Annotated in this window: 22 protein-coding genes; 12 read left to right on the top strand and 10 right to left on the bottom strand. The window is 72.2% G+C overall.

All coding sequences use genetic code 11. The features are described 5' to 3' along the window. The first annotated feature begins 33 nt into the window (after window positions 1-33). Complete coding sequence (locus tag ACIQTP_RS12360) at window positions 34-1,470, top strand: hydrolase (RefSeq protein WP_403399000.1); 1,437 nt, start codon at window positions 34-36, stop codon at window positions 1,468-1,470. Between the two features lie 55 nt (window positions 1,471-1,525). Here ACIQTP_RS12360 and ACIQTP_RS12355 read toward each other — a convergent pair whose 3' ends face one another. From ACIQTP_RS12355 to ACIQTP_RS12345, 3 genes are all read right to left on the bottom strand, one after another. Continuing rightward, window positions 1,526-3,661 (bottom strand): ATP-binding protein, encoded by a 2,136-nt coding sequence (locus ACIQTP_RS12355; RefSeq protein WP_403398999.1) that lies wholly within the window; start codon window positions 3,659-3,661, stop codon window positions 1,526-1,528. After that, window positions 3,658-4,377: a DUF4255 domain-containing protein gene (locus ACIQTP_RS12350; protein ID WP_403398997.1), complete on the bottom strand. Its 720-nt coding sequence runs from the start codon at window positions 4,375-4,377 to the stop codon at window positions 3,658-3,660. Before ACIQTP_RS12350 ends, ACIQTP_RS12355 begins: the two co-directional genes overlap by 4 nt. Window positions 4,378-4,510: 133 nt before the next feature. Next, window positions 4,511-5,173: a LuxR C-terminal-related transcriptional regulator gene (locus ACIQTP_RS12345; RefSeq protein ID WP_403398995.1), complete on the bottom strand. Its 663-nt coding sequence runs from the start codon at window positions 5,171-5,173 to the stop codon at window positions 4,511-4,513. 189 nt (window positions 5,174-5,362) lie between these two features. On the opposite strand from ACIQTP_RS12345, the gene ACIQTP_RS12340 reads away from it, so the two are divergent. Then, entirely contained in the window at window positions 5,363-8,197 is a 2,835-nt protein-coding gene (locus ACIQTP_RS12340; protein WP_403398993.1) for an AAA family ATPase, read from the top strand. A gap of 13 nt (window positions 8,198-8,210) precedes the next feature. On the opposite strand, the gene ACIQTP_RS12335 is transcribed toward ACIQTP_RS12340, so the two are convergent. Then, entirely contained in the window at window positions 8,211-13,625 is a 5,415-nt protein-coding gene (locus ACIQTP_RS12335) for a hypothetical protein (RefSeq protein WP_403398991.1), read from the bottom strand. 425 nt (window positions 13,626-14,050) lie between these two features. Between ACIQTP_RS12335 and ACIQTP_RS12330 the strand changes: the two genes are divergently transcribed. From ACIQTP_RS12330 to ACIQTP_RS12320, 3 genes are read left to right on the top strand one after another with little or no spacing between them, the layout of a single operon-like run. After that, window positions 14,051-14,395 (top strand): SH3 domain-containing protein, encoded by a 345-nt coding sequence (locus ACIQTP_RS12330; RefSeq protein WP_402047078.1) that lies wholly within the window; start codon window positions 14,051-14,053, stop codon window positions 14,393-14,395. Window positions 14,396-14,454: 59 nt separating this feature from the next. After that, a complete protein-coding gene (locus ACIQTP_RS12325) occupies window positions 14,455-14,838 on the top strand; it encodes an SH3 domain-containing protein (RefSeq protein ID WP_403398989.1) in 384 nt (127 codons plus the stop codon). A 59-nt stretch (window positions 14,839-14,897) separates the two neighbouring features. Further along, window positions 14,898-15,047: a hypothetical protein gene (locus tag ACIQTP_RS12320; RefSeq protein ID WP_403398987.1), complete on the top strand. Its 150-nt coding sequence runs from the start codon at window positions 14,898-14,900 to the stop codon at window positions 15,045-15,047. Between the two features lie 54 nt (window positions 15,048-15,101). On the opposite strand, the gene ACIQTP_RS12315 is transcribed toward ACIQTP_RS12320, so the two are convergent. The 3 genes from ACIQTP_RS12315 to ACIQTP_RS12305 all read right to left on the bottom strand — a co-directional run bounded on the left by ACIQTP_RS12315 (window position 15,102) and on the right by ACIQTP_RS12305 (window position 16,624). After that, on the bottom strand, window positions 15,102-15,569 hold the full coding sequence (locus ACIQTP_RS12315; protein ID WP_403398985.1) for a peroxiredoxin: 468 nt from the start codon (window positions 15,567-15,569) through the stop codon (window positions 15,102-15,104). Further along, window positions 15,566-15,946: a MauE/DoxX family redox-associated membrane protein gene (locus tag ACIQTP_RS12310; RefSeq protein WP_403398983.1), complete on the bottom strand. Its 381-nt coding sequence runs from the start codon at window positions 15,944-15,946 to the stop codon at window positions 15,566-15,568. The genes ACIQTP_RS12315 and ACIQTP_RS12310 overlap by 4 nt, the downstream gene beginning before the upstream one ends. Window positions 15,947-16,045: 99 nt before the next feature. Beyond that, window positions 16,046-16,624 carry a TetR/AcrR family transcriptional regulator gene (locus tag ACIQTP_RS12305; protein ID WP_403398981.1) on the bottom strand — a complete coding sequence of 193 codons (579 nt, stop codon included), beginning with the start codon at window positions 16,622-16,624 and terminating at the stop codon, window positions 16,046-16,048. A gap of 247 nt (window positions 16,625-16,871) precedes the next feature. Between ACIQTP_RS12305 and ACIQTP_RS12300 the strand changes: the two genes are divergently transcribed. Further along, on the top strand, window positions 16,872-18,326 hold the full coding sequence (locus ACIQTP_RS12300) for an MFS transporter (protein ID WP_403398979.1): 1,455 nt from the start codon (window positions 16,872-16,874) through the stop codon (window positions 18,324-18,326). A gap of 162 nt (window positions 18,327-18,488) precedes the next feature. Then, window positions 18,489-18,872, top strand: coding sequence for a hypothetical protein (locus ACIQTP_RS12295; RefSeq protein ID WP_403398977.1), 384 nt, complete (start codon window positions 18,489-18,491; stop codon window positions 18,870-18,872). A 30-nt stretch (window positions 18,873-18,902) separates the two neighbouring features. On the opposite strand, the gene ACIQTP_RS12290 is transcribed toward ACIQTP_RS12295, so the two are convergent. Both ACIQTP_RS12290 and ACIQTP_RS12285 read right to left on the bottom strand, forming a co-directional pair. Next, the gene (locus ACIQTP_RS12290) at window positions 18,903-19,370 is read right to left on the bottom strand and encodes a hypothetical protein (protein WP_403398975.1); all 468 of its coding nucleotides are present in this window, start codon (window positions 19,368-19,370) and stop codon (window positions 18,903-18,905) included. A 209-nt stretch (window positions 19,371-19,579) separates the two neighbouring features. Beyond that, window positions 19,580-20,485 carry an EamA family transporter gene (locus ACIQTP_RS12285; RefSeq protein ID WP_403398973.1) on the bottom strand — a complete coding sequence of 302 codons (906 nt, stop codon included), beginning with the start codon at window positions 20,483-20,485 and terminating at the stop codon, window positions 19,580-19,582. 158 nt (window positions 20,486-20,643) lie between these two features. On the opposite strand from ACIQTP_RS12285, the gene ACIQTP_RS12280 reads away from it, so the two are divergent. Further along, window positions 20,644-21,501, top strand: coding sequence for a LysR family transcriptional regulator (locus ACIQTP_RS12280; protein ID WP_403399120.1), 858 nt, complete (start codon window positions 20,644-20,646; stop codon window positions 21,499-21,501). A 292-nt stretch (window positions 21,502-21,793) separates the two neighbouring features. Here the strand turns inward: ACIQTP_RS12280 and ACIQTP_RS12275 are convergent, their stop codons facing one another. Then, complete coding sequence (locus ACIQTP_RS12275) at window positions 21,794-22,156, bottom strand: hypothetical protein (protein ID WP_403398971.1); 363 nt, start codon at window positions 22,154-22,156, stop codon at window positions 21,794-21,796. Between the two features lie 758 nt (window positions 22,157-22,914). On the opposite strand from ACIQTP_RS12275, the gene ACIQTP_RS12270 reads away from it, so the two are divergent. From ACIQTP_RS12270 to ACIQTP_RS12255, 4 genes are read left to right on the top strand one after another with little or no spacing between them, the layout of a single operon-like run. Continuing rightward, window positions 22,915-23,565, top strand: coding sequence for a GntR family transcriptional regulator (locus tag ACIQTP_RS12270; protein WP_403398969.1), 651 nt, complete (start codon window positions 22,915-22,917; stop codon window positions 23,563-23,565). Between the two features lie 48 nt (window positions 23,566-23,613). Next, window positions 23,614-24,363 carry a PIG-L deacetylase family protein gene (locus ACIQTP_RS12265; RefSeq protein ID WP_403398966.1) on the top strand — a complete coding sequence of 250 codons (750 nt, stop codon included), beginning with the start codon at window positions 23,614-23,616 and terminating at the stop codon, window positions 24,361-24,363. Further along, window positions 24,360-25,070 (top strand): 4-carboxy-4-hydroxy-2-oxoadipate aldolase/oxaloacetate decarboxylase, encoded by a 711-nt coding sequence (locus ACIQTP_RS12260; protein ID WP_403398964.1) that lies wholly within the window; start codon window positions 24,360-24,362, stop codon window positions 25,068-25,070. The genes ACIQTP_RS12265 and ACIQTP_RS12260 overlap by 4 nt, the downstream gene beginning before the upstream one ends. Beyond that, entirely contained in the window at window positions 25,067-26,155 is a 1,089-nt protein-coding gene (locus ACIQTP_RS12255; RefSeq protein WP_403398962.1) for a 4-oxalomesaconate tautomerase, read from the top strand. Before ACIQTP_RS12260 ends, ACIQTP_RS12255 begins: the two co-directional genes overlap by 4 nt. Window positions 26,156-26,161: the final 6 nt, after the last annotated feature.

The following is a 26,161-nucleotide window of genomic DNA, read 5'->3' as shown; positions in this document are numbered from 1 at the left end:
CGGGAGCGGCCCCCTGGCCATAGCGTCGACGGGGTGAGCCTTTGGACTTCGTTGGAGCCTGTCTCCAGCACTGTGGATCCCGGTGGCAGTGTCAGGGTGCGGTTGCGGTTGCGCAACACCGGTGATGTGGTGGATGAGTACCGGTTCGAGCCGGTGGGTGATGTGGCGCCCTGGACGGTGGTGGAGCCGCAGACGTTGCGGCTTTATCCCGGGACGACGGGGACGGTGGAGCTGACGTTTTCGCCGCCGCGGAGTCCGGATGCGGCGGCGGGTCCGAATCCGTATGCGGTGCGGATCACGCCGACGGAGCATCCGGAGGCCACGACGGTTCCTGAGGGCAACCTCACGATTACGCCGTTCACTGAGGTGCGGGCGGAGTTGGTGCCGCCGACGGTGAAGGGGCGTTTTCGTGGGCGGCCGAGGCTCGCGGTGGACAATCTGGGTAATACGAAGCTGACGGCGTCGCTCAGTGGCAGTGACAATGGCGATCATCTGTCGTACGACATCCACCCGAGCAATATTCAGATTGAGCCGGGTCGTGCGGCGTTCGTGAAGGCGACGTTGAAGCCGCGGCAGATCATCTGGTTCGGTTCGAAGGAGCAGCGGCCGTACACGCTGGCGATTCAGCGTTCGGGTATGGGGCCGCAGCCGGTGGAGGGTACGTATGTGCAGCGCGGGTTCCTGCCGCGTTGGCTTGCCACGTTCCTGGGTGTGTTCATGGCGCTGGCGATCACGTTCGTGATGCTGTGGATCGCGTACAAGCCCCAAGTGCGCACGGCGGCCACGGAGAAACTCCAGGAAGCCGGCATCAGCACACTCCCGCCCAGCCCCTCGGCCTCCGTCGCGCCGCCCACGCCTCCCTCTCCCAGCGCCGAGGCCCCGGTCGCGCCCGCGGCGACCGAGTCACAGGACACGAGCGGTGCCGGAGGCGGCGGATCCTCGTCCGAGGCCAAGCCGAAGGAGTCGGCCAAGCCGCAGGAGGACACGGCGGCGACAGCCGTCACGCAACTGGCCGCGCAGGACCCCGGACGCCACATCTGCTACCGGGCCTATCTGACGGACAAGGGCTGGACCAAACCGGTGTGCGACGGCGCCGTGGCCGGCACGGTCGGAGAGAACCGCCCGGTCAAGTCCCTCAACATCGCCACGTCCGACACCGACGGCACCGCTGCGACCGCCTTCGTCTACGACGCCCAGTCGACCAACGGCAAGGGGCACTATTTCGGGCCGTGGAAGGGCGTGGTCGACGGCGCCGACCTCTACATCGGCAGCACCAAGAAGGACGACCCGTACATGCTTGGCTTGTCCATGAACGTCGGCCAGAGCAAGAGCGTCGTCTGCCAGACCACGCACGTCCACAACGAGGGCTGGCACGGCCTGGCCTGTGACGAGCCCGGCGGGGACAACTACATCTTCGGCGGGACCCTGAGCAACCTGCTCTGGCTCGAGGCCGTCAAGTTCACCGTGTGAAGCGACCCTGCCCGGCCGACAGCCGTCGGCCGGGCAGGGTCGTCCGCGCGAGCAGCTACCAGGTGCCCTCGCCCGGCACCAGCCGGCCCGCCTTGCGGTACTCGCGGCGCGCGCCCTCCAGGAGATCGGCCGTGTCGACCGGCGCACCGCGGCCGGCGGCGCCGTAGGCGGCCGTGACCACGGCGCTACGGATCGAACCACCGGCCAGCTCGAAGTCACGGGCGACGGCCCGCGGATCGGTGTCCTCGGCGCGCGGCACATGGGTCAGGGCGTGCTGCCACAGGGCCAGCCGCTGGCCGGCGTCCGGGAACGGGAAGTCGATCACTAGGTCGAGACGGCGGGTGAACGCCTCGTCGATGTTGGCGCGCAGATTGGTCGTGAGCAGCGCGATGCCGTCGAAGGACTCCAGCCGCTGGAGCAGATAGGAGCTCTCCATGTTGGCGTATCTGTCGTGCGAGTCCTTGACCTCGGACCGTTTGCCGAACACGGAGTCCGCCTCGTCGAAGAGGAGCACGGCGTCGGTACGGTCCGCCTCCGTGAAGATGCGCTCCAGGTTCTTCTCCGTCTCGCCGACGTACTTGTCGACGATCGAGGAGAGCTGTACGACGTAGAGGTCGAGGCCGAGTTCGGCGGCGACGACCTCCGCGGACAGGGTCTTGCCGGTACCGGAATCGCCCGCGAAGAGGCCGAGGACGCCGCGGCCACGCCCGCCCCCCGCGCTCAGCCGCCAGTCGCCGAGCACCTGGTCACGGTGGCGGGCGCGCAACGCCAGCTCGTGCAGTTGCACCAGCGGTTTGTCGGGCAGGACGAGATCCTCCCAGCCGACGTCCGGACGGATCCGGCGGGCGTGCCGCTCCAGCCCGGAGGCGGACTGCTGCCGGGCGGCCAGCCGCAGATGAGCGGGGGTCAGCGCGGTACCGTCGAACGCGGCGAGGCGCTGCGCGGCACGGGCGGCGCGCAGGATCCGGTCGCCACCGAGCCGGTACGGCGCGACGACCGTGGCGAGGTCGAAGCCGGGGGCGGGCTCCGGTACGGGTGCGACACGGGCGGAAGCCCCGGTGTCGGCCCCGGTGCCGAGCGCCACCGCCCACGCGTCCACCGCTCCCGAGCGCAGCCGGGGCGCGTCCAGGACGAGCGGATCGCGATGGTCGCACCAGTGCGGATCGTACGGACGCGGATCGGTGAACAGGACGGACACGTCGTCCACCGCCAGCGCCCGCATCAACGGGGCGGGATCCTCCGGCAGCGGCGACACGACGATCGCGCAGTCACGCAGCCGGGCCTCGCGGAGCAGGTCGGCGATCGGCTCCTGCCCGCTGGTCGGGTCCGGAGCGAAGTGGAGCGCCTCCTGCCCCGATGCGTCGCGCAGCGCGCCCGCGGCACAGGCGAGACCGTCTCCCGCCCGGTGTTCGCGCAGATAGACGGTGAGCGGGGCGGCCGCCAGCCGGTCGGCGAGCCTGCGCAGGAAGACCTCGTCGTACCGCTCGCCCCGCACCGGCGCCCGGAGCCGGTGGACATGGCCGGTCAGCGCGGCGTCCAGGGTCTCGTCGCCCAGAAGGTGCGCGATCAGCCGGTCGGGCACGCGCAACGACCGGCTCAGAAAAGGGCGTTCGGGCTCCTCGACCACCGCAAGGCCCAGCGCGGCCAGCGGAGCCGAGGGATGGAAACGGGCCCGCGCCTCGGCATGGTGCGCCGGAAGTCCGCACAGGTCGAGCGCGAGCCCGGTGGTGGCCCGGCGGCGGCTGACGTCGTCGTTGAGGTAGCCGTACAGCGGCTCGAAGGTGCGGTCGAGGTCCGGGGCCAGCGCGATGAGCAGGATCCGGACGTCCAGCTCGGTCAGTCCAAGCCGCCCGGCCAGCAGATCCAGCCGGTCGCCCCGCTCGGAGACCCAGCTCTCCGGGGCGGGGTCCTGACCGGCAGGCTCCAGGAGATGCCGTACCGCGTCCTCGGACAGATACAGGCCGCGCAGCGGATCGGCCGCGGTGGGATCGGTCGCGCTGCGGTGCTCGACCAGGAACGCGACACGCTCACGGAGCCGGGACAGCCGGACCACGAGCGCGTCGGCCGATCCCTCGCAGAGAGCGGCGGGCGAGGCGCTGTCCGTGGACGACGAGGTGCTTGTGGCGGGTGAAGTGCCGTCCGTGGACGACGAGGTGTCGGTGGCGGCCGACGCCGGGACGTGCGGGGTCACTTCGCTCGCTTCTCTCCGTTTCGATCCTCCGCGACCGGGGGGTCCCCGGCCGGGAGATCCGTGCCCGCTGCCGTGTCGGCCGCGGTCGTGTCCGCCAAGTGCCGTGCCCGGTGCCGCCGTTCGGGCGAGCCCTCCAGGGTTCCGTCCATCCCGCGTACGCGCACGCCGGCGCCCTCCGTGACCGGCGGCCCGGCGTCGTACTCCGGGAACGACGGGAACGGCGCGGTCACCACCAGGTCCAGCGACGGCTTCAGCTCGCCGCCGAGCGCGGACCAGATCTCCGCGAGGGACCGGGACTCCGTGTGCAGATTCGCCACCGAGAGCGGTACCGACAGCCCCAGCGCGGCCAGCGCGCCGGGCAGTGCGTGCGGGGGCAGGATCTCGTGGGGGAGCAGCGTCGCCAACACCGCGGACAGCAGCCGGTGTTCGTCCTGCGGCTGCTTGGTCCAGGCGGTCACGAGATACGACAGCCGAAACCAGCGGGGCGGCTGACGGCGGCGCAGCACGATGCCGCGCTCGTCCCGCACGGCCATGGCGCCACGCTCACGGCGCCGCACGTCCTCGCGGATGTCGTACAGGTAGGCGTTGATGGCGGGCGCGTTGCGGCGGGCGGCCCACTCACGGCTCGGCGCGTCGAAGGCGACCTCGATACCGGAGCCGGCCAGCGCACCGCTCCTGAGCAGCCCTTTGAGGACCTCGTCCACCTCATGAATCACCGTCGTGCTCCCGCCGTGCCGTCACGTCCCGCCGGGTATCAGCCGTGGGACGGCCGAGTACCCGCTCTGTACCCGTCTGCTGTGATCCGCTCGATACCCCGCTCGAGAGGCCCGGTGCGAACGACCGGCCGCCTCAGATGTAGCCTTCCCTGAGCGCATAGGCCACGGCGTGGGCGCGATTGCGCAGGTGGAGCCGGGTGGTCAGCCCGTGCATCACGTTCTTGACGGTACGTTCGGAGTAGGAGAGCTTGCTCGCTATCTCCCCGGTGTCCAGCCCCTCGGCGACGAGCCTCAGCACATCGATTTCGCGCGGCACCAGGCCGGAGAGCGGAACTCCGGTCTGGCCGGAAGCGGTGCGCTGGAGCGATCCCACCTGAGTGATGAGGCGTCCCAGCAGATCCGCGGGCATATCCCCGTCGCCCCGCGCGGCCGCGAGCACAGCCTGCACCAACCGGTGCGCGCTGGCCTCGTGGCGCCAGACGATGGCCCCGACACCGCACTCGATGACGTCGAGCAGCTCGGCCTCGCGGATCGCGTTCACCACCAGCACGGCCCGCGCCCCGTCACTGCGTACGAGTCGGCGCAGCCGGGACAGCGTGGTCTCGTCCGGTCCCTCGTTCACCAGGACGGCCACGGTGCCGGGGCCGGCCTCCGCGCTGTCGAGGAGGTCGATCACCGGGTGCTGCCCCAACTGGCTGCGCACCCCCGCCCGGGAGATCGGGTCGGGTGCCTGGACCACCACCGGTATGCGGTTTCCGGAATCCACCGCACCGGTGTCGGCGGGCCGCTGTGACACGCCTGCGTCAGTGGTCCGTAATGAACTGCGCAACCGTTTCTCCCAAATCCACGTGCTGATCGCCCCTGTGTCGCCAGTGGCCGAAGGGCTTGTCCCAGACTTCTGTGCTCGGCGTGCCTCGCGCAATCGTGGAGGACCACGAGACGTACCACGAGATGGATCATGAAACGTCCACGACAGGAGACATCGATGGGCGAGACCGAGGCGCTGCGTGAACGACGGGAGGCCCTGGAACTGGTGGCCGCCGAGGCGGACCGTGCCTGCGCCGGGTCCGGCCGTCTGGTGCTGCTCAAAGGGGCCACCGGCACGGGGCGTACCGCCCTCCTGGAGGCCGTCACCGAGCGGGCGGCGGCCCGTGGCATGCGGGTGCTGCGGACCCGCTGCTCGCCCGACGGCGAGGCCGGGGAGTTCGCGGCGGTCCTCCAACTTCTGTCATCCGGCGATGAATTCGATGCCGGAACCAAGCTGTTTCCGGACGCTTTCGACGACAATCCGCACCACTGGTCGTACGCCGAACACCTGTGGAGGCGGTTGCGCTCCCACGCCGCCGACGCCCCGCTGCTGCTGGCCGTGGACGACGTCCACTGCGCCGACGAACCCTCGCGCCGCTGGCTCGTCGACGCCGCCCGGCGGATCGACGCACTGCCCGTCCTCCTGGTGGTGACCGAGCGCCGCCAGTACGACATCGACCCGCCGTCCGCCGGTCTGGCGCACGCGCTCTCTCCCACCCTGGTGCGCACCCACACCCTGGCCCCGCTGAGCGCGAACGCGGCGGCGCGGCTGGTCCGTTCGGCCGTAGGTGCCACCACGCCCGCCTGGGTGGACGACTGCGTCCGGGCCGGCGCGGGCAGCCCCCTGCTGCTGCGCGCCCTGCTCGACGACCTCCGCGCACAGGAACCGGACGGCGCGCCCCCGAGGAGCGTGCCGGACACCTGTGCCGCCCTCTACCCCGGGGCCTATCCGGCCGCCGTCTCCTGGTGGCTGGACAGCGCGGGCGAGGCGACGGCGGGGGTGGCCCGCGCCCTCGCGGCGCTGGACGCGGACGTGTGGGAGGAGGGCCACGCGGAGGAGTTCGCCGAACTGCTCGCCGAGACGGCGGGCGCGGACCCCGCCCGGGTGCCCGGCTGGCTGACCGCCATGACCCGCCTCGGCCTGCTGCGGCCCGATCCCGACGGGCGGCCGCGCTTCGCCCACCCGCTGCTGCGGGACGCGGTGCTCAGCGGCTGGCCCACCGTCCGGCGGCAGGCGGCCCACCGTACGGCGGCCGAAGTGATGCTCGGCCGCGGCGACCGCGCCGAAGCGGTGGCCGGACAGCTGCTTCGGACCCCGGCCGTGGGCGCGGCGTGGGCCACCGTGGCGCTGCTGGACGCCGCGTCCGTGGCGGTGCGCGACGACAGGCCCGACGACGCCGTGTCGTATCTGCGTCGTGCGCTGGCCGAGCCGCTGACGCCCGCCCGCCGGACCATGGTCCTCACCGAGCTGGGCTCCCTGGAGTTCGCCGCCGCCCGCTCCTCGGCCGGGATACCGCGGCTGACCGAGGCGACCCGGCTGCCGGGCATGCCGCAGGACCGGGTACGGGCGGCCGTGGCCCTGGGCACCGTACTGGCCCGGCGCGGCAAGGCGCGCGCCGCGATGGACGTCCTACGGGGCCTGGACGAGCAACTGACCGACCATCCGGACCTGATACGGCTGCTGCAGACCGCCTCGGCGCTGCTGTCGGACCACGACCAGGGCATCCGCCAGGAGACGTACCGCTGGCTGCACGACGCCGCCGAGCGGTCCTCGGACCTGGTCGGAACGGCAGGGCAGGCCCTCCTGGTCCGCTACGACGCCACGGCCGGACTGATCTCCGCCGCCACGGCCATGAAACGGGTCCACGCCCTGCTGGACGAACCGATCGACGCGCTCGCCGAACCCTTCCTGCTGGGTACGGCCGCCGCCGTCGCGCAATGGGCCGACGAACTGGTGGAGGCCGAGGGGCTGGTACGCCGGGGACTGGACCGGCAGAGCCCGTCCCTGTTGCACCCCATGCACCTGGCACTGCTCAACGTACGGGCGGACATCGCCGCGACGCGCGGGCAGTACGCCGATCTGCTCGCCGAACCGGCGGACTGGCAGGTCACCGAAGACACCCGGCGCCGGCCCGATCCGGCCAACGCGCACGGTCACGCCGTGATCGCCCTGGTCGAGACGGGCCGTACCGAAGAGGCGGCCCGCCTCGCGGACAGCTTCGCCCTGGGTGACGCGCACGACTCCTGGGAACTCAACCGATTCCTTTACGCCCGGGGCGTGTTGCGGTCCGCGCAGGGGGATCACGCCGGCGCGCTCGACGACTTCCTGGAATGCGGTCGCCGGCAGACGGCACGGGACGTGGTCAGCCCCGTGGTCACCCCCTGGCGGACCGCGGCGGCCGAGTGCCGCAGCGCGCTGGGCCGTCCGCAGGATGCCCTCACGCTGGCCCGTGAAGAACTGCGGCTCGCCCAGGTGTGGGACACCCCCCGGCTGGTGGGCCGGGCGCTGCGCGGGCTCGCCACCGCGACCGGGGGCCGTCGCGGTCTGGAACTCGCCGACCGTGCCGTACGCATCCTGCGGGACGCCTCCGCGCAGACCGAGCTGATCCCCGCCCTGATCGCCCAGGGGCGTCAGCTCGTCGCCGCGGGGGACCGGAGCCGGGCCCGCGACGCGCTGCGCGAGGCGGCCGAGCACGCCGAACGGCTGGGCGCGGTACGGATGCGGGCGCTGGCCGAGGAGGCCCTGCCCGAAGGCCGCTCCCGCGGCTCGGCGACCGCGCTGACCGGATGGGAGGCGCTGACCGGCAGTGAACGCCGGATCGCCGCCCTCGCGGCCGACGGGCGGACGAACGCCGAGATAGCCGAGCTCCTGCACCTGGCCCGACGCACCGTCGAGACCCATCTGACCAGCGCCTACCGCAAGCTGGGTATCCGCCGCAGGGCGGAGCTCACCGCGGTGATCGGCGAGCGCCCGGCGGATCCTGCGGAGCCGGTGGAGGAGCCGGGCGGCTGACACGCCCCCGACATCAGGACGTGAGACGGCCGTCCGGGTCGTGGAGCTTGGTGTGGTTGGACGGGTCCTGGAGCATACGGCGGGCCACGGGCGCCGGGATCCGCACGACCACCGGAGTGGGGACGGTGAAGTCCCGTACGGCGACGGAGGGTGCGCCGGAGCGGCCCCGGTCGCGCACCCGGGCCACCACCCGCACGTCCAGGGTGAACTGGACCAGCGTCGCCTCGAACTTGGGCTTGTGCAGAGGCATCGAGCCGGACCCGTGGGCCGAGGTGTCGGTGGCGCCGCCGGTCTGGTCGGAGTTGCCGAGGAGCTGGTTCATCCGGAACTCGTCCGCGTTGAGCACACCGGCGCCGCCCAGTCCCCGTACCGACTTGTTGTGCTCCACCGCCTGCTGGTGGTCCGTGCCCGTGGGCCGCGGCGCGTCCAGGGCGCTCTGCGCCACCGTCTCGAAGGTCATCTTGTCGCCGACACCCAGCACGCGGCCGGCGCGCAGCCGGGCGTGCAGCGAGGTCCGCAGATCCTGCCCCTGCGCGCCGGAGGCGTGCACGACCGGGAGGTCGACCCCCGCCGCGGTGAGCAGCGGCAGGGCGGAGATCAGCCACTCGGTCGACACCGCCTCGCGTTGCGCGTACGCCGCCGCGTCGCCCGTCCTGCGGTAGCGCTCGCCGCCGTGCGCCGCCCGTACCGCGTCGTCGATCACCCGGCGGATCTCGGGAGCGCCGCGGAACCCGTTGACCTGTGCCTCCATCGGCAGGCTCACCCCGCGGCCGTGCCAGGGGCCCAGCCGGCTCGCTTCGGCGTCGTCCTGCCGCAGGAACGCCTGTCCCGCCTCGGCGCGCGGCACCGGCCGCAGCCGGGACAGCGCCTCGAGGTCCTTGACCAGGATGCGGTGGACCAGGGACTGGCCGCCGAGGGTGGCGAGGCCCACCCGCCCACGGGACGAGCGCAGTTCGAGGCTCGCCTCGATCGGCACCCGCATTCTGACGGAACGCGCGGAGGCCTCGGCGACGGTCTTCATGCCGAGCTGACCCCGCCCCACGGTGGCCGACTTCGTGACATCGCTGACGCCGACGCCGAGGCCGCCGGAGCCGCCGACGCTCTTGAGCGGACCGCCGCCGCCCTCCGGCTTGCCCGCACCGGCCACGACCCCCTCGACGGTCCGTGTGTCGCTCGTCTCGCGGGTGTCCGCCCGCTGCGTGGCGGCCGAGGTGATGTACTCCATGTCGCGGCCGTCCCTGGCCTCGCCCTCGGCCGTGCCCTGCCGGGTGCGGCGTACACGGAACACGGCCCAGTACGGTGTGTCGCGGCCGCGGAACAGTTCGACGGGCACCCCGCCGTCCATGGCCCCGGAGAGCAGTCCGGCGGACCCGTCCCGGTCCAGGACGCGCAGCAGCCGCTGCATGTTGTCGTTCGGATCGGCCAGTTGCCGCTTCGGCAGCAGTTCGTCGGCGAGGGACCGGTCACGCCGCCCGACGTCGGCACGCAGCCGCTCAAGCAGGGGAACGAAGTCGGGCAGTTCCTCGATCATGCCGAAGCCGAGCGGCAACTCCTGGGCGAGGGCGGGCGCCGCCGGGGCGGTCGTGCTCGACGAGTCCCCGCTCCGGGACGCCTCGGTCTGCTCCTGGGCGACCTTCTCCTTGCCCTTGGACTCTTCGCCCTTGGACTCCGGGCTCATGGACTCCGCGCCCCGGCGTGCGGGTTCCCCCTGCGAGAACGTCTGCCCGGCGGCCCCGGGAACGCGCAGGCCCGCTGCCGCCAACTGCTCCTGGGTGAGCCAGACGGCGGCCGCGGCGGGCAGCGTCCGCTCGCCCTTCGCGACGTACGGGCCGCCTCCCGTGACCTTGACCTCGCCGACCATCCGGACCACCAGGTCGCAGTGGACCAGGTACAGGGGCCGGGTGCGCGGAGTGTGGGCGTTGCGTTCGACGGTGCCGCTCAGCGTCGTCGCCGTCGCCGCGCTCCGGCCGAGGTTGCGGCCTGCCGACAGGCCCTCGCCCAGCCGCCAACCAGGGCCGTTCTCCGATCCGAGGGCGCCGCCCTGCACGATCGTGGAGGTACCACTGCCCTCCTGCCCGGTCATCTGGTGACCGCCGAGCAGGAACGTCTCGGTACCCGCCCCGGTGCCCTCCGCCACCACCTCCGGATGGGTGAGGGCGAACCGGGCACCGATCGCGCCGTTGAGCGCGCGGAGCCTGCGCGGGTACCGCAGGTTCTTCACCACCCACCCGGAGGACACCGCCTGGCGCAGCGCCGAGGTGATGGCCTGCGGGCTGAAGCGTTCCTCGATCGCCAGCCGCGGCGCGAGGCCCTCCGTCCGCAGCGCGAGGTCCTCCCACAGTTCCCGATTGCGGCTCGCGGCCCGCGACAGGAGCTCGAAGGCGAGCCCCCGGATCGGTCCACCGCCTCCGACGGTCTCCACCAGCGTCCAGTCCCGGACCGCCCGGCCCGCGATCGAGCGCGGCGCCATGGTCGACAGATCGCCGATGCCCGACGCGTTGAACTGCCGCTGCGGCGGTGCCAGTCCGGCGGTGCGCCTGCGGGTCCTGGCCGTCAGCCGGTCCTTGCCGGCGGTGTCCAGGGTGAACGCGGTCGGGGTGAGCAGCCGTACGTCCTGCTCGGCCAGGTCGAGCGCCTCGGTGTCCGCGGTCGAGGCGATGTGCACGGCGTCGGGTGTGTCCCGCCCCGGCACGCCCGGGGTGAGGGCACGTCTGGCGGTCCGCTCCCGTGTCGTCATGGTGACGTCCACGTCGAGGCGCAGGGCGCCGCCGAACACGCTGGTGTTCTCACCGCCGTTGGTGAGCACGTCGGAGCGTGTCGTCGCCCCCGCCTGGTTGCGCCGGGTGCTCTGCCGGGTCCGTTCGCCACGCACCGTGGCGGACAGGGCACCGGGGATCAGCCGGAACTGGCCGAGCGCGAGTCCGCCGATCGACCGTGAACTGGACCGCCCGCTTCCCGAGTTGCTGGTGACGCCGCTGTGGCTGCGCACCAGCCAGTCCTTCGTCTCCCCCTGGTGGCCCGTCTCGCGCAGGGCGCCGACGACCTTGATCTGGACGTCGTGCGCGTGCCATCGGCTCTTGCGCCGCATCCGGACCCGGATCCCGGAGGAGAGCAACTGGTCCTTGTTGACCCGCAGGTTGGTCTCCGAGAGCACGGTGATCAGCTCGCGGTAGTTGCGCCGTTGCACCTCCCCGTCCTCGCGGCTCACCTCGGTCCCCGCCCCCGCGCCGAACGCGGGCAGGTAGCCCGCGAGTCGCTGATCGGTGGCGAAGAGCCGCTCGATCCCGGAGAGCAGGGGAGCGGTGTCCAGCTGGCTGATCGCCACGCTCGACCCCATGGCCCCGAACGGCAGATGGCGCTCGGTGTCCGGGCCGGCCGAAGACCCGGCTTCGGCCTCGGCCCGCGAGGCTCCCTCCTGTCTCCGGTCGAGCTTCTTTCCGTCGGTGTCCTCGGTTCCCGGCGCTTTGATCATGGCGCCTGCGGTGACGCCTTCGGGCAGTCCGAGGCCCAGCGACCGGGCCTCGTCGGCGCGCAGGCTGACCCACACATCCATCGAGTGCTGGGCCGTGCGGGCCCCGGAGCGCACCTTCATGGCGGGGGAGAGCGGTCCGGTGCCCTCGACGCTGAACCGCACCTTGCCGAGGTAGAGCACCTTGTCGCCCCTGACCTCGGCGCCCTGACGACTCGACACCGTCTGCTCGGCCAACGTGAACCGCGCTTTGCGCGCCCCGGCCGTGGGCATGACCGTCGCGCGCACCGCGGCGGCGTTGCCCAGCACGCCGAACCCCGCCGCCGGGCCCGCGCCGAAGGTCCCCCCTCGGCCCTTGGCCGCCATATGGGAGACCGAGTGCTGTGCCTGCTGGTGCGTACGCAGTTGGGTCTTGCCCGTCGTCCAGGCGGGCGACAGGGCGGTGAGGTCGGCGCGCATCCGATAGGTGCCCGTGGCGCTGCCGTCCTTGGAGACGAGATCCTCGCCGATCACCCAGCCGCTCAGCAGCCGTGGCAGGTCCTCCAGGACGGTCGTGGCGGAGGTGGCGTCGTGGAGCCGGGCCCGCCCGGGCGCACCGCGGGAGGTCAGGGAGGGGTGCAGCACGGAGCGGACCGTGTCGAACAGGCCGCCGCCGCCCGGATGGGGCGCCGCGGCGTCGTCCAGGGCGACCGGGGCCAGCGAGTCCGCGAGCCGTACGCTCCGCGCGGTCCGTGCGTTGAGGGGGCGTGGCCGCGCGGGTGCTTCGGCGGTGACCGGCACCAGGTGTTCGGTGGGCACCCGCATCATCAGGGACCCGGCGCCGCTGAACGTCTGCGCCCGGCCGCCCCGACCCTCGTCCTGGGGCTGGACCCGTACGCCGTAGCGCACCTGGCGCCGCATCTCGACGGACCCCTTGTCGCTGCGCAGCACCCGCGGTTCGGACATGGTCTTCTGCACACGGGAGTCGGTGGAGGACTGGAACGGTTGCGCGTTGGCCGTGACCGCCCCGCCGAGCCAGACGCCCGGGACGACCGGCGCCAGCCCGAACGCCATGAAGTTGACGCCCTTGCTGGACGAACCGCCCGAGGCGCGGCTCACCGCTCCCGAGGTGTTGTGCTGGGTGTCCACCTTGATGTTGGCGCCCTCGGCCATCCGCGCGTCCTGGGCGGCCCGCCGGGGGTCGACCTCGGTGCCGGTGCCGTCCCCGCCGTCGTGATCGCCGGCTCTCGCCTTCCCCTTGCCCTTCCCGTTGCTCATGGCGGCCTCCGTCTCGGCGAGCAACGCGGCCATGGCCTTGGCCTGTTGCTCCGCCGCGGCATGAGCCTTCGCGGCCTCCGGGGAGACGAAGGCCTCGGGCAGGTCGGCGCCGTCCCGGGAGATGGTGACCGTGACGTCGTACCACCCCTTGCCCTCCGGGCCCTCGACGGCGAAGGAGCGGCCCTGGCCGTAGAACGTCTCCGGCCGCCCGGCCAGTTCCTCGCGTATCTCGGCCACCGTGGCGTCGGACCGTCCGACGACCGTCCCGAGGGCGGTGGACACGAACTCGTGCCCGGTGAGCCCGTACGCCGTGGAGAGCCCCGCCGCCCGTAACTCCCGCAGGTACGGCGGCAGTCCGAGCGGCGGATGGGAGGAGCCGGTCCCGCTGCCGGTCGGCCGGGGGACCGGCCGACGCGTGGCCGCCCGACGGGGGCGTGTCGTGGTGGCGGCGCGCGGCCGGGCGCTCACCGCGTCTTCCTCCGACTCCTCCGCCTCTTCGATCGGGGGAAGCACCGCGGCCAGCCGGGTGGCGGCACCGCTCTCGGGCAGTTCTCCGAGGGTGGGCAGCACGGCCGGTGCGGGCCTCGGCGCACGCGTGGCGCCCGCCACGCCCTCGGCGGCCGGGAGCCGGCCACCCAGTGCGCGCGCCGTCGCCGCGTTGCCCGCGTCCCGTTGCAGAGCCAGCAGCGTCTGCGGAGTCATCCCCGGCCCGGTCGTCGGGGACGCCGGGTGCGGCCACGTGACCTCCGCGCCGTTCCTGGCGGCCGAGGCCGTGTCCCGGCCGACGGCTCCCCGGCCGTGGTCCCCGGCCCTGCCGTTCCCGCCCGATGCCTGCCGCTGCCTACGCACAGTGAGCCATTCCCGTCATGAGGACCACCGTCCCGCCCCCATCGGATCCGTCCGCTGGGGAGCGTAACCACTGCGTGGGCCCCACAGGGAGCAAGATCATGGACTCGGACATATGGACGCCCGCCGACCACCGAAGGGACAACGGCAGTACACCCGCGCTCCATCTTCCGTGGCCGGGCGCTCACTTCGAACACCGTTGAATGGCATTGCCGCCGCGCCTCCTCGGCGCCCACGGTGGCGGTGGTCGAAAGCGAAACACCACACAGGGGGAACTTCTCATGCGCCGTATTCCGGCCGTCATCACCACCAGCGCCGTGACGCTCGCCTTCCTCGTCCCGGCCGGTCTGGCCGCCGCCGCGCCCGCCGCGCCCGCCGAGCAGTCGTACACCGTCGTGCCCTACGAGAACGTCAAGGTCCGCAAGCTGCCGACGAAGGACAGCGCCTACCTGGCCACCCTGACCGCCGGTCAGTCCTACACGGCGTACTGCTGGACGCACGGGCAGACCATCACGGACCACGGCTACACGAACGACATCTGGATCGGATTCGCCGACGGATTCAGCAGCGCCGTCTATTTCAAGGGCGACCAGTACGCGAATCTGCCGGCCTCCGCCCAGTGCTGAAGGCAGCGGAACTCACCGGAATTCACCGCGATCGTCCCTCCGTGACAGGGAGTTCATCCATGAGCATCCGACGCAAGGCCGCCGCCGTCCTCGCCGGAGCCGTACTCGCGTGCGGCCCGCTGAGCGCGGGAACCGCCTCGGCCGCGGCGCCGACCGGCCCCACGCGGCAGGCCGCCTACGAGACGTACACCGTCGTGCCCGTCGTCGACGCGACCATCCGGTCCGGCCCGGGCAACGGCCACCCTGCGATCGGCAGGCTGCGCGCCGGGTACAGCTACCCCGCCTTCTGCTGGCTCTCCGGCGAGACGGTCGTCGACCACGGCTCCACCAGCCACATCTGGATCCATCTCTCCGGCGGACCCGGCGTCGGCAACGGCTGGGTGAGTGCCCTGTATCTCCGCGGAGACGAGCGGGCCGATCTTCCGGCCTCGGCGCAATGCTGACCCGCGGTTCGAGGACGGCTTTCCCCCCGCTGAGCCACCGACCACCTCACGGCGACAGCTTGGCGAACACGCTGTCGGCCGTGTCCGTGGTGGTGACCCCGGTGGCCTTTGCCGGTGAGCCGCCCCCGTCCCTCGGCCTCGACGCCGCGGTCGGCCTGGTGGGCGCGTGCGCCCTTCGTGTCGTCGGGCCCCCGGGCAAGGGCGAGTGACATGGGCGCGCCGGGCCGAGGCACCACGATTCCTTGCCGCGGAGGAGTCGAAGGTCAGCCCTGATGGGCCCGCAGCGCGGCGAGGGCCCGGTCCGCGTGGGCGCTCATCCGCAGTTCGCTGCGCACCACTTCCAGGACGGTGCGGTCCTGCGCGATGACGAAGGTGACCCGCTTCGTGGGTGCCAGGGAGAAGCCGCGCTTCACTCCGAACCGCTCGCGGACCGTGCCGTCGACATCGGACAGCAGCGGGTACCCGAGCGAGTGACGCCCGGCGAACTCCTGCTGCTTGTCCACCGCGTCACCACTGATGCCGACCGGCCGGCCACCGGCGGCGGTGAACTCGGCGGCCAGATCACGGAAGTGGCACGCCTCGGTGGTGCAGCCGGGGGAGAGGGCGGCGGGGTAGAAGAACAGCACGACCGGTCCCTCGCCGAGCAGTTCGGTCAGCGTGCGCTCCGTACCGGTCTCGTCCGGCAGGGCGAAGTCCTCGACCTTGTCGCCCACATCCACACCACGCGTCATGACTGACCCTTCCCACCCTTGGCAACGCTGCGTGCCCACAGTACAAGGGGCACCTGCAAGGGGAGTCGCGCGATCGCCGCGACCTTCTGCGGAGCGGGACGTCGGCGCCAGTCCACGGCCATCTGGACGTTGGCGGGGAACACTCCGACGAAGAAGGCCGCGGTGGCCAGCGCGGCCACCCGCCGGGTACGGGGCACCGCCACCCCGGCGGCCAGCGCCAGTTCGGCGACACCGCTCGCGTACGTCCAGGTCCGGGGCGCCCCCGGCAGCGCCCGCGGAATGGTCGCGTCGAACTGCCGTGGCGAGGCGAAGTGACCGACACCCGCGGTGGCCAGCAGGCCGACGAGCAACAGGGCTGAGCGTTCCGACCGTGGCACGGTTCCTCCTCCAGGGGACTGCCGCGAGATATTACTGGAGGGTAAGTGCGCAGTGGGCGGCGGGGCGCACAAGCGGGTCCCCCGTGCCCAGGGCCGATGTCAGCGCGCGGCGCGGACGCCGTCGAGCGCGACCGTGAGGACCCGGTCGCGCTGGGTGTCGTCGAGGAAGTTCGTCGAGGTGATCCCGGCGACCATGCGCAGCAGGTCGTCGAAGTCCAGGTCGGCGCGCGCCTCGCCGGCCTTCTGCGCCCGCTCGAACAGCGGGCCGCCCGCCTGGTACATCGAGTCCCGGCAGCTCAGGAAGATCTCCGACTCGTTGTCGAGCGCCTCACGGATGGCGCGTTTGGTCACGGTGTAGTCCACGAACCGCCGCAGCCACGAGGTCAGCGCCTCCCAGGGCTCCCGCTCGGCGACTTCCAGGGCCACCTGGCACAGGGTGTCCACCTCGTCCGCGTACACGCTCTCGAAGAGGTGGCGGCGGGAGGGGAAGTTCCGGTAGAGGGTGCCGATGCCGACGCCCGCGCGCCGGGCGATGTCCTCCAGGGACGCCTCCGCGCCGTGCTCCGCGAAGGCCTCGCGCGCGGCGGCCAGCAGCGCGTCGTAGTTGCGTGCGGCGTCTTTGCGGTGCGGGCGCCGGGACGCCACGATCCCGCTGACGGGGAACGGCTGAGCCGTCACTTGGTGCCTCCCGGCCGAGAAGAAGGTTGAAGCGGAGGTGTGCCTCCGTTACAGTGGAGGCACACCTCCACTTTAGCAGTCGGGGGGCGTGTTCCCGTGGTGGCGTGCGCCCGCACGCGCCGTCGACGCGCTTGTACCCCGTGTGACCTCGAACGGGCCGTACGCAGCCCGCCCCCGCTCCTCGAGTGGCCGTTCCGCTTGCCCTGTTCCGTTCCGTTCTGTTCCGCTCCGTTCGGAGAGGCTTTTCATGCCCACGAAGTCCACCCGCCTCACCTTCGCGGTCCTCGCGACCGGTGCGGGCGTGTTCTCCATGCTCCAGTCGCTGATCGCACCGGCCCTGCCGACCGTCCAGCACGCCCTGAACACCTCGCAGTCCACCGTGACCTGGGTGATGACGGCCTACCTGCTGTCCGCCTCGGTCTTCACCCCGATCCTCGGCCGGGTCGGCGACCTGATCGGCAAGAAGCGCACCCTCGTCGCCGTCCTCGTGACCGTGACGCTCGGCTGTCTGCTCGCCGCGCTCGCGCCGAACATCGGCGTGCTGATCGTCGCCCGGGTGGTCCAGGGCATAGGCGGTGCCCTGTTCCCGCTCTCCTTCGGCATCATCCGGGACGAGTTCACCGCGGCCGAGGTCGGCCCCAGCATCAGCAACCTGTCCGCCGTGATCGCCGCGGGCGGCGGTGTCGGACTGGTGGCGGCCGGTCCCATCGTGTCCGCGCTCGACTACCGCTGGCTGTTCTGGCTGCCCGTCGGCGTCGTCGCGGTCACCACACTGATCGCCCTGCGCTACGTCCCCGAATCCCCGAACCGGGCCGAGGGCCGTGTCAGCTGGCACGGTGCCGTCCTGCTGTCGGGCTGGCTGGTCGCGCTGCTGCTCCCGCTCAGCCAGGCGGGCCAGTGGGGCTGGGGATCGGCCCGGGTCATCGGGCTGTTCGCCGCCGCCGTCCTGCTCTTCGCGCTGTGGCTGCTGGCCGAGGCGCGCTCCCGCACCCCGCTGATCGACCTGCGCGTCATGCGGCTGCCCGCGGTGTGGACCACCAACACCGCCGCGCTCCTGTTCGGCGCGGGCATGTACGCGATCTGGTCCTTCCTTCCCGGCTTCGTGCAGACCCCGAGTTCCGCCGGGTACGGCTTCGGCGCCAGTGTCACCGCGGCCGGACTGCTCATGCTGCCGATGCTGCTCGCCATGTTCTGCTCGGGTGTGCTCAGTGGTCGGCTGGAGCCCGTCCTCGGCGCCAAGAAGCTGCTCACGACCGGTGCCGCGCTCGGTGCGGTCGCCTGCGGCTTCCTCGCCCTGTGGCACGACCGGCAGTGGCAAGTGGCCTTCGCCGCAGGCGTCTTCGGCCTCGGCATCGGACTCGCCTTCGCCTCGATGGCCAACCTGATCGTCGGTAGCGTGCCGCCCGAGCAGACCGGCGCCGCGACCGGGATGAACGCCAACATCCGCACCATCGGCGGATCCATCGGCGCGGCCGTGACCAGCGTTCTGGTGACCGGCCGGCTCCAGCCCTCGGGCCTTCCCTACGGTTCGGGATACACCCACGGGTTCACCCTGCTCGCCCTGCTCTGCCTGGCCGCGGCGCTGGCCGCCCTCCTCGTGCCGGTCCAGCGTGCCGGCCTGCTCACCGCCTCGGCCCGCGCGGACGCCGACTCCGCGCGTACGGAACCGGAGGTGGCCGTCGCTCCCGGCGCGCGGAACTGACCCGGACCACGTTCGGCGTGACCCTGCTCGGCTTGACCGCGTTGATGCGTGAAGATGCTTGTCGTACAAGGGCATGGCTCCGAACGGGCGGCACGTTCACCCGACTCGGTGAGCGGTACCACGGGCGCGTACCACCGGCGCACGCACCGCCGTTGCTCCGACATGGACAGCACTCACACGGCCCGGCGGCGCCGTCCGGAGCAGGGCCTCGCGGGTCGGCCCTACGCCGAGCTGACGGACGGGCGTCTGGGCCACCCGCCGATCTACGCCCAACTGGTCGCGGAGTGGCGGGCCAAGGGCCGGGTGGTTCCGGAGCACCGCGAGGTGGTCGCGGTGCTGTGGGCCTCCTTCGCCGCCTCCGGCCCCTTCGAGGGCGCGGCGTGGCCGGTCGACTCCTGGGCTGAGCGGCGGGACGAGAAGCCCGCCGGACCGGTACCCGCCGCACCCGAGACCGTGTCCGCCGGACCGGTACCCGCCGCACCCGAGACCGTGTCCGTCGGCTCCGTACCCGCCGTCCCCGTACCCCGTGGCCTGCTGGGCTGGTGAACCTCTCCGCGCGCTGTCGAGGAGCGGCGGTCACCCTCCAGGCGGGGGTGCCAGGACGGCGAGCGTCCCGTTGGCCCGCTGCAACGCCAGTTCAAGGGAGACGGCGGCGTGCAGGGCTCCGGTCCCGTCGGGCGGAATGAGCCATTCCAGGAACCTCGCGGCGCGGTACGGCGGTGGTACGGCGACCCACGAGCCCTTGCCCGCGTGGCGGAGGCCGGAGCCGACCCAGCGGCTGTCCGGGTCCGGCGGCAGGAAGAAGCCCACTCTCCGGGACGCGGTGTCCACCAGGGTGGGGCCGGGGGCGCGCAGGGGGTCGTTCCACAGGATGTCCAGGGCGAGCAGCCCGAGGTGCTCGGGAACGCTGAGTACGTCCCAGAACCGCCCGGCTTCCACGAGCGCGGTCCCCGAACCCTGATCCCACTCCCGCTTGCAGGCCCGGGGGTCCGAGGCGGCCGCCGCGAGCCACTCGACACCTTGCATCCACATCACATCCGGCATGACCAACTCCAGGGCATTCGCAGGCCGTCCGACCAGGCGCGGAGCGGCGCACTCGGATGCGGAACCCGCACCTGGGCGCCGACCGGGCGTGTTCATGCTGGTAGATATTTCTATGAGGCGGAAGGGGTGGCGCGGTCTGGCGTTTTCGCCGAAACGTTCTTCTGGGGAGCTCCGTTGCCCGGGTGTCCGTCAGGTCCGTGACGTCTGCGTCAACTTCGTGAAGCGAGGATGCCGAGCGCGTTGGCCGCGACGACGGCGCCGATGCCCGTCCACTCCGTCCAGTCCAGGCCCTGACCGAGGACGATCCACCCGACCAGACCGGCCAGGACGGGATTGACGCTCATGAAGAGGCCGAAGGCCGGGGCCGGGACGCGGCGCAGGGTGAACAGGTCCGCGAGGCAGGGCACCGCGGAGGACAGCACGCCGGCCGCCACGGCGCAGCCGACCGCCGTCGGCGTCGGCGGATGCCGCACCGCGACGGCGACGCCGACCGGCAGGAACAGTACGGCGGAGAGCCCGGCGGCGGCAGCGGACCCCGCCGCTCCGGGGATGCGGCGGCCGACGGTGCGGTTGAGCAGGATGTACGACGCCCAGCAGCCGGCGGCCAGCAGCGCCAGGCCCATCCCGAGGAAGTCGGCGGAGGGGCGCGGACGCATCAGCGTGACGACGCCCGCCGCGGCGATCACCGCACAGCACGCGTCCACGCGGCGGCGGGAGGCGGCCAGCGCGATGCTGAGGGGGCCGAGGAACTCGAGGGTCACCGCCAGCCCCAGTCCGATGCGGTCGATCGCCGTATAAAGGGACAGGTTCATGGTCCCGAACACCAGCGCCAGCAGCACGACCGGCCACCACTGCCCCCAGGTGAACGTCCGCAGCCGGGGGCGGCCCACCGCCAACAGGACGACCGCGGCGACGTACTGACGCACCGCGACCACACCGACGGGGCCGAGGACGGGGAAGGCCAGGGAGCCGATCGCGGCACCGGTCTGGTTGGACAGGGCGCTGCCGACCATGGTGGCCACGCCGGCCAGGCGCGTGCCGCCCGGCTTCGGGGCCGTGGGCGCCGGGGGAGTGCGACGCGCGGGTTCTGCCGGGCGTGCGGAGGCTGCGTGCATGGCTCGATGCTGGGAGGCCGGGGCTGTTGCGCAAAATGCATCGGCCGAGCCATCTATACGCTTGAGTCATGGATCCATCAGCCGAGGACGCTTCCGGCAAGGGCGCTTCCGTCGAGGACGCTTCCGGCAAGGGCGCTTCCGTCGAGGACGCCTCCGTCATGAATGTGGAGCTGCGGCAGTTGCGCACTCTCGTCGCGATCGTCGACGAGGGCACCTTCACCGACGCCGCCATCGCGCTCGGGGTCTCCCAGGCCGCCGTGTCCCGTGCTCTGGCCTCGCTCGAGCGCGCCCTCGGGGTGCGGCTGCTGCGGCGCACCTCCCGCGAGGTGGCTCCGACGGCGACGGGACTGCGTGTGCTGGCGCATGCCCGGCGGGTACTCGGCGAGGTGGCCGACCTGGTCCAGGAGGCCACGTCGGGTCGCGTCTCACTGCGCATCGGGTACGCCTGGTCCGCGCTCGGCCGTCACACCCTGGCCTTTCAGCGCGACTGGGCGCGGGCGTACCCCGAGACGGAGCTGCGGCTCGTTCGTGTCAACTCCGCCACCGCCGGCCTCGTCGAGGGGGCCTGTGACGCGGCCGTGCTGCGCAGACCCCTGGACGACCGGCGGTTCGACTCCGCGATCGTGGGGCTGGAACGGCGGCTGTGCGCCCTGGCTGCCGACGATCCGCTGGCCGGGCGCCGCTCGGTGCGACTCGCCGACCTCGGCGGGCGCGTCCTGCTGATCGACCGCAGGACCGGCACCACCACGACGGAGCTGTTCCCGCCCGACTCCCGCCCGGTGACCAGGGAGACCCACGATGTCGACGAGTGGCTCACCGCGATCTCCACTGGCCGCTGTGTGGGTATGACGGCCGAGTCCACGGCGCACCAGTACCCGCGCCCCGGCGTCGTCTACCGGCCGGTGCGCGACGCCGAGCCCATCGCGGTGCGGCTCGCCTGGTGGCGGGACGACCCGCACCCCGCCGCCCCGGCCGCCATCGAGCTCTTGACGGAGCTTTATCGCCGAGCCGCGTAGTCGCCGTCGGCGGGCGCCGGGTACGCCGCGCGAAACCGATCACGCCCGCGGGACTTCGCCGGCCGCGGCGACGTCGCTCAGCGTCACGCGCCGCGCATCGGCCGTCATCACGCCCCCGATCGGTTCTGTCGCGACGGTACCGGGTCCCTGGACGACCGCCAGTGAAGGTCGTACGGCGCACGCGGAACGGTCCCGCGTCGCTGTCGGGACGCGGGACCGTTCGGAGAAGATCAGCCGTCTTTGGCGAGATGACGGGTCGTCAATCTTCAGATGTCAGCTGCGACCACTGGGGTCACCGCCCACCGCCACCGCCACCGCCGTGGCCGCCGCCACCGCCGCCGCCGTGGCCGCCGCCACCGCCGCCGCCGTGGTCTCCGCCGCCGCCGCCGTGGTCTCCGCCACCGCCGCCGCCGTGGTCGCCACCGCCGCCGCCGTGGTCGCCGCCACCGCCGCCGTGGTCGCCACCGCCGCCGTAGCCGCCGTTGTCACCGCCGCCTCCGTGGCCTCCGTCGTCGTTCCAGCTGTAGGAGTAGTCGGAGGAGTGATCCGAGTGGGAGCTGGTCGCACTGGCGATGCCGGCTGTGCCGAACGCCAGGGCCAGAGCGGCGAACAGGCTGGCGACCAGCCGGAACGTCCTTGAAGTGATGATCCGCATGGTGCTGTCCCTTCCCGGGAGCGTAGACAGGCTCTAGCCCTGCACGGCCGCGGTGACGTCGGCGCCGGTGCGGCACTGAAACGTTCGCGATAAGGGTCCGGTACATCGGCTTTGAAAGTGACGGGAGTTGCCGTCACCGACTCACGCGCTGATCACGCGGCATCGGGCCACCTAGGCTGCTGATTGCAGCCAACCCCGCGGCGGGGCGCCCGTCCGTCTGTGAGCCGACGACCGGGTTGTCGTCGGTCGGGATGTAGTCGGTCGGGATGTTGAGATTGTTCGTCTTCTCACCAGGCAAAACGTATGTTTTCTGTTCAACCCGTATCCAACCTACGCATATCGGGACAATGAAGTCAAGCGCAGCAGGTGGGCCCCAGGGGCATGGGGACTGAGCCGTGGCGCCGCAGCTAACTCCCTTTACTTCCTTTTGGTGTTGAGCGACTGACGCCCGCCCAGATCGGGGCTGGTCAGGGCGGTCCCGGCCGTCGCCTTCGGCCCGCGCTGCGCACGACTCGCGCCCGGCCCGACCCGCTCAAGGAAACGGATCCGCCGTCGAGTTGGCTTGTGCCCTTGTCCCGTCCGGGAGATGGGGCCGGGGCGTCGCCGTGTACGGAGATCGGCATCGGTAGGGCGAAATCCCGCACGTTCGCGCGAGGCCCCGCGGCCTCGAACCGTGTCGGCAACATGGGGAACAAAATTGTTGACAATCTTGGCGGGCTGGATTTAGGTTCGACAGGCACTCACTCAGGGAGGGCGCGATGCCGAAGGAAGCCCGTCCAGGCACCGGCGAGCAGGCCAAGCGGCACGCACTGGTGCACCTGCGGCAGGCGATCCTGCAAGGCGACATGGCACCGGCCCAGCGGCTGGTGGAGAACGAACTCGCCGAGCGGTTCGGTGTCACGCGGGCCAGCGTCCGGGCGGCGCTGATCGAGCTGGAGTCGGAGGGACTGGTCGAGCGGATCCGCAACCGCGGCTCGCGGGTGCGGGTGGTGACGGTCGAGGAAGCGGTGGCCATCACCGAGTGCCGCATGGTCCTGGAGGGCCTCTGCGCGGGCAAGGCTGCCGTCGAGGCGAGCGAGGACCAGCTGGGCCGGCTGACCGACCTGGGCACGGCGATGTCCAAAGCGGTCGCGGGCGGCGAGCCGCTGGTCTACTCCCGGCTCAACCACGAACTGCACGACCGGATCAGGGAGTTCTCCGGCCAGCAGGTCGCCGTGGGGCTGCTGGAGCGGCTCAACGGGCCGCTGGTGCGCCACCGTTTCCAGCTCGCGCTGAGACCGGGGCGTCCCCAGCAGTCCCTGAGTGAGCACCTGGCCGTGATCGAGGCGATCAGGGCCAGGGACCCGAAGGCGGCCGAAGCGGCCGTCCGTACCCACCTCGCGGGAGTCATCGACGCGCTGCGCCAATGACGTCACGGGGGTGGGGCATCCGGCCTGTCCACCAAGGAGATGTGAGCAATGACGCACGGCAAGGCGCCCACCACCCCACGATCGACACTCGTCATCACCGCGCATGCCGGGGACTTCGTCTGGCGGGCCGGGGGAGCCATCGCCCTGGCCGCCTCCCGTGGAGAGAAGGTGACCATCGCGTGCCTCACCTACGGGGAGCGCGGTGAGTCCGCCAAAGCCTGGCGCGAAGGCAAGTCGCTGGAGGAGATCAAGGAGATCCGCCGTGCCGAGGCCGAGGCGGCGGCCTCGACCCTGGGCGCCCGGGTGCGCTTCCTCGACGCCGGCGACTACCCCCTGCTCGCCACTCGGCAACTGACCGACCAGCTCGTACGGATCTACCGCGACACCCAGCCGGACGTGGTCTTGACCCACCCCCTGGACGACCCCTACAACGGCGACCACCCGGCGGCCGCCCGTATGGCCCTGGACGCCCGCGTCCTCGCCCAGGCCATCGGCTACCCCTCCGAGGGCGAGATCATCGGAGCCCCGCCGGTGTTCTTCTTCGAGCCGCACCAGCCGGAGATGTGCGGCTTCCGGCCCGAGGTCCTCCTCGACGTCACCCCGGTCTGGGAGACCAAGCGCAAGGCCATGGAGTGCCTCGCCGCCCAGCAGCACCTGTGGGACTACTACACCGACCTGGGCAAGCGGCGCGGCGTACAGCTCAAGCGCAACGCGGGCCCCAACCTCGGCCTGCCCCACACCACCTACGGCGAGGCCTACATGCGTCCCTACCCGCAGGTCACGGAGGAGCTGGCATGAGCGGCCTGATCGTCACCAACCCGCCGCGCGCTCACGCCGAGGACGTCGAGACACTCGGCGGCTACGGCGTGGCCACCGTCCACGAGGGCATGGGCCGCACCGGCAGTCTCGGTCCCGGGTTCCGGCCCATCCAGCAGGACGTGCGCATCGCGGGCACCGCGGTCACCGCCCTGTGCTGGCCAGGCGACAACCTCATGATCCACGCGGCCGTCGAGCAGTGCCGCGAGGGCGACATCCTCGTCGTCACCACCACCTCGCCCTCCACCGACGGCATGTTCGGCGACCTCTTCGCCACCGCGCTCCAGTACCGAGGGGTGCGTGGCCTGATCATCGACGCCGGGGTGCGCGACACCGCCGACCTGCGTGCCATGGGCTTCCCCGTCTGGTCGAGGGCCGTCTGCGCCCAGGGCACGGTCAAGGCCACGGCCGGCTCGGTGAACGTACCCGTCGTGCTCGGTGGCCAGGTCGTCCGCCCCGGTGACGTCATCGTCGCCGACGACGACGGCGTGGTGTGCGTACCCCGCGAGCAGGCCGGTACGGCCGTCAAGGCAGCCGAGGTGCGCAGCGCCAAGGAGGACGCCTCCCGGGCCGCCTTCGCCGAGGGCCAGTTGGGCCTGGACCGGTACGGCCTGCGCGAGACCCTCGTACGGCTCGGGGTGCGGTACCAGCCCTACGAGGAGTACACGCGGAACGGTTCCGTGTCATGAGCACCGGCGAGGAGCTGCGCTGCATGCTGATGCGCGGTGGGACCTCGAAGGGCGCCTACTTCCTGGCCGAGGACCTGCCGGCCGAGGCCGGGGCGCGCGACGACCTGCTGCTGCGGGTCATGGGCAGCCCGGACCCCCGGCAGATCGACGGCCTCGGCGGAGCGCACCCGCTCACCAGCAAGGTCGCGGTGGTCTCCCGCTCCGCGAGCCCCGACGCGGAGGTCGACTACCTCTTCCTCCAGGTGGGGGTGGACCGGCCCGAGGTCTCCGACCGGCAGAACTGCGGCAACCTCCTTGCGGGGGTGGGCCCGTTCGCCGTCGAACGCGGTCTGGTCGCCGCCCGGGACGGGCACACCTCGGTACGGATCCGGATGGTCAACAGCGGTGACCACGCCACCGCCACCTTCCCCACGCCGGACCGGCGCGTCTCCTACGCGGGGCCGGCCGAGATCTCGGGCGTGCCGGGCACCGCCGCACCCGTGGTGATCGAGTTCGAGCGGGGCGGCAACCCCCTGCTGCCCACCGGGCACGCCCGGGACATCGTCGCGGACACGCCGGTGACCTGCGTGGACAACGGCATGCCGACCGTGCTGATCGCCGCCTCCTCCCTGCAGGTCACCGGCTACGAAAGGCCGCGGGACCTGGAGGAGGACCTGACCCTGCACGACCGGCTCCAGCGGATCCGTCTGGGGGCGGGTCTGCTGATGGGCCTGGGCGACGTCAGCGAGACGACCGTGCCCAAACTCAGCCTGCTGGCACCGCCCACGAACGGGGGCGCGGTCATGACCCGCACCTTCATCCCGGTCCGCTGCCACACCGCCATCGGCGTCCTGGGAGCCGCCAGTGTGGCCGCCGGGCTGCGCGTCCACGGCAGCGTCGGCCAGGACGTCGCCCGTCTGCCCGAGAACGGCGGACGCCTGCGCATCGAGCATCCCACCGGATTCCTCGACATCGAGAGCGAGATCGACGACGGCATCCCGGGGGCCGCCCCTGTGGCCCGCCGCACCGCCGTCGTCCGCACCGCACGCAAGATCTTCGACGGTACGGTCTTCCCCCGGCCGGCCGGAGCCGCACTTCACCCTTAAGGAGGC

Origin of the sequence: Streptomyces sp. NPDC090798 (assembly GCF_044768965.1) — a bacterium.
Classification (GTDB): Bacteria; Actinomycetota; Actinomycetes; order Streptomycetales; family Streptomycetaceae; genus Streptomyces.
Note: the sequence above shows the minus strand (reverse complement) of the source record. Positions and strands in the feature narration are given on the sequence as shown.

Excerpts from the sequence above, each read along its gene's own strand:
- ACIQTP_RS12315 (WP_403398985.1), bottom strand. The coding sequence starts at position 15,569 with ATGACGCGTGGTGTGGATGTGGGCGACAAGGTCGAGGACTTCGCCCTG.
- ACIQTP_RS12280 (WP_403399120.1), top strand. The coding sequence starts at position 20,644 with ATGAATGTGGAGCTGCGGCAGTTGCGCACTCTCGTCGCGATCGTCGAC.
- ACIQTP_RS12260 (WP_403398964.1), top strand. The coding sequence starts at position 24,360 with ATGAGCGGCCTGATCGTCACCAACCCGCCGCGCGCTCACGCCGAGGAC.
- ACIQTP_RS12325 (WP_403398989.1), top strand. The coding sequence starts at position 14,455 with ATGAGCATCCGACGCAAGGCCGCCGCCGTCCTCGCCGGAGCCGTACTC.
- ACIQTP_RS12285 (WP_403398973.1), bottom strand. The coding sequence starts at position 20,485 with ATGCACGCAGCCTCCGCACGCCCGGCAGAACCCGCGCGTCGCACTCCC.
- ACIQTP_RS12265 (WP_403398966.1), top strand. The coding sequence starts at position 23,614 with ATGACGCACGGCAAGGCGCCCACCACCCCACGATCGACACTCGTCATC.
- ACIQTP_RS12300 (WP_403398979.1), top strand. The coding sequence starts at position 16,872 with ATGCCCACGAAGTCCACCCGCCTCACCTTCGCGGTCCTCGCGACCGGT.
- ACIQTP_RS12255 (WP_403398962.1), top strand. The coding sequence starts at position 25,067 with ATGAGCACCGGCGAGGAGCTGCGCTGCATGCTGATGCGCGGTGGGACC.
- ACIQTP_RS12295 (WP_403398977.1), top strand. The coding sequence starts at position 18,489 with ATGGACAGCACTCACACGGCCCGGCGGCGCCGTCCGGAGCAGGGCCTC.
- ACIQTP_RS12330 (WP_402047078.1), top strand. The coding sequence starts at position 14,051 with ATGCGCCGTATTCCGGCCGTCATCACCACCAGCGCCGTGACGCTCGCC.
- ACIQTP_RS12335 (WP_403398991.1), bottom strand. The coding sequence starts at position 13,625 with ATGACTCCGCAGACGCTGCTGGCTCTGCAACGGGACGCGGGCAACGCG.
- ACIQTP_RS12270 (WP_403398969.1), top strand. The coding sequence starts at position 22,915 with ATGCCGAAGGAAGCCCGTCCAGGCACCGGCGAGCAGGCCAAGCGGCAC.
- ACIQTP_RS12340 (WP_403398993.1), top strand. The coding sequence starts at position 5,363 with ATGGGCGAGACCGAGGCGCTGCGTGAACGACGGGAGGCCCTGGAACTG.
- ACIQTP_RS12290 (WP_403398975.1), bottom strand. The coding sequence starts at position 19,370 with ATGCCGGATGTGATGTGGATGCAAGGTGTCGAGTGGCTCGCGGCGGCC.
- ACIQTP_RS12275 (WP_403398971.1), bottom strand. The coding sequence starts at position 22,156 with ATGCGGATCATCACTTCAAGGACGTTCCGGCTGGTCGCCAGCCTGTTC.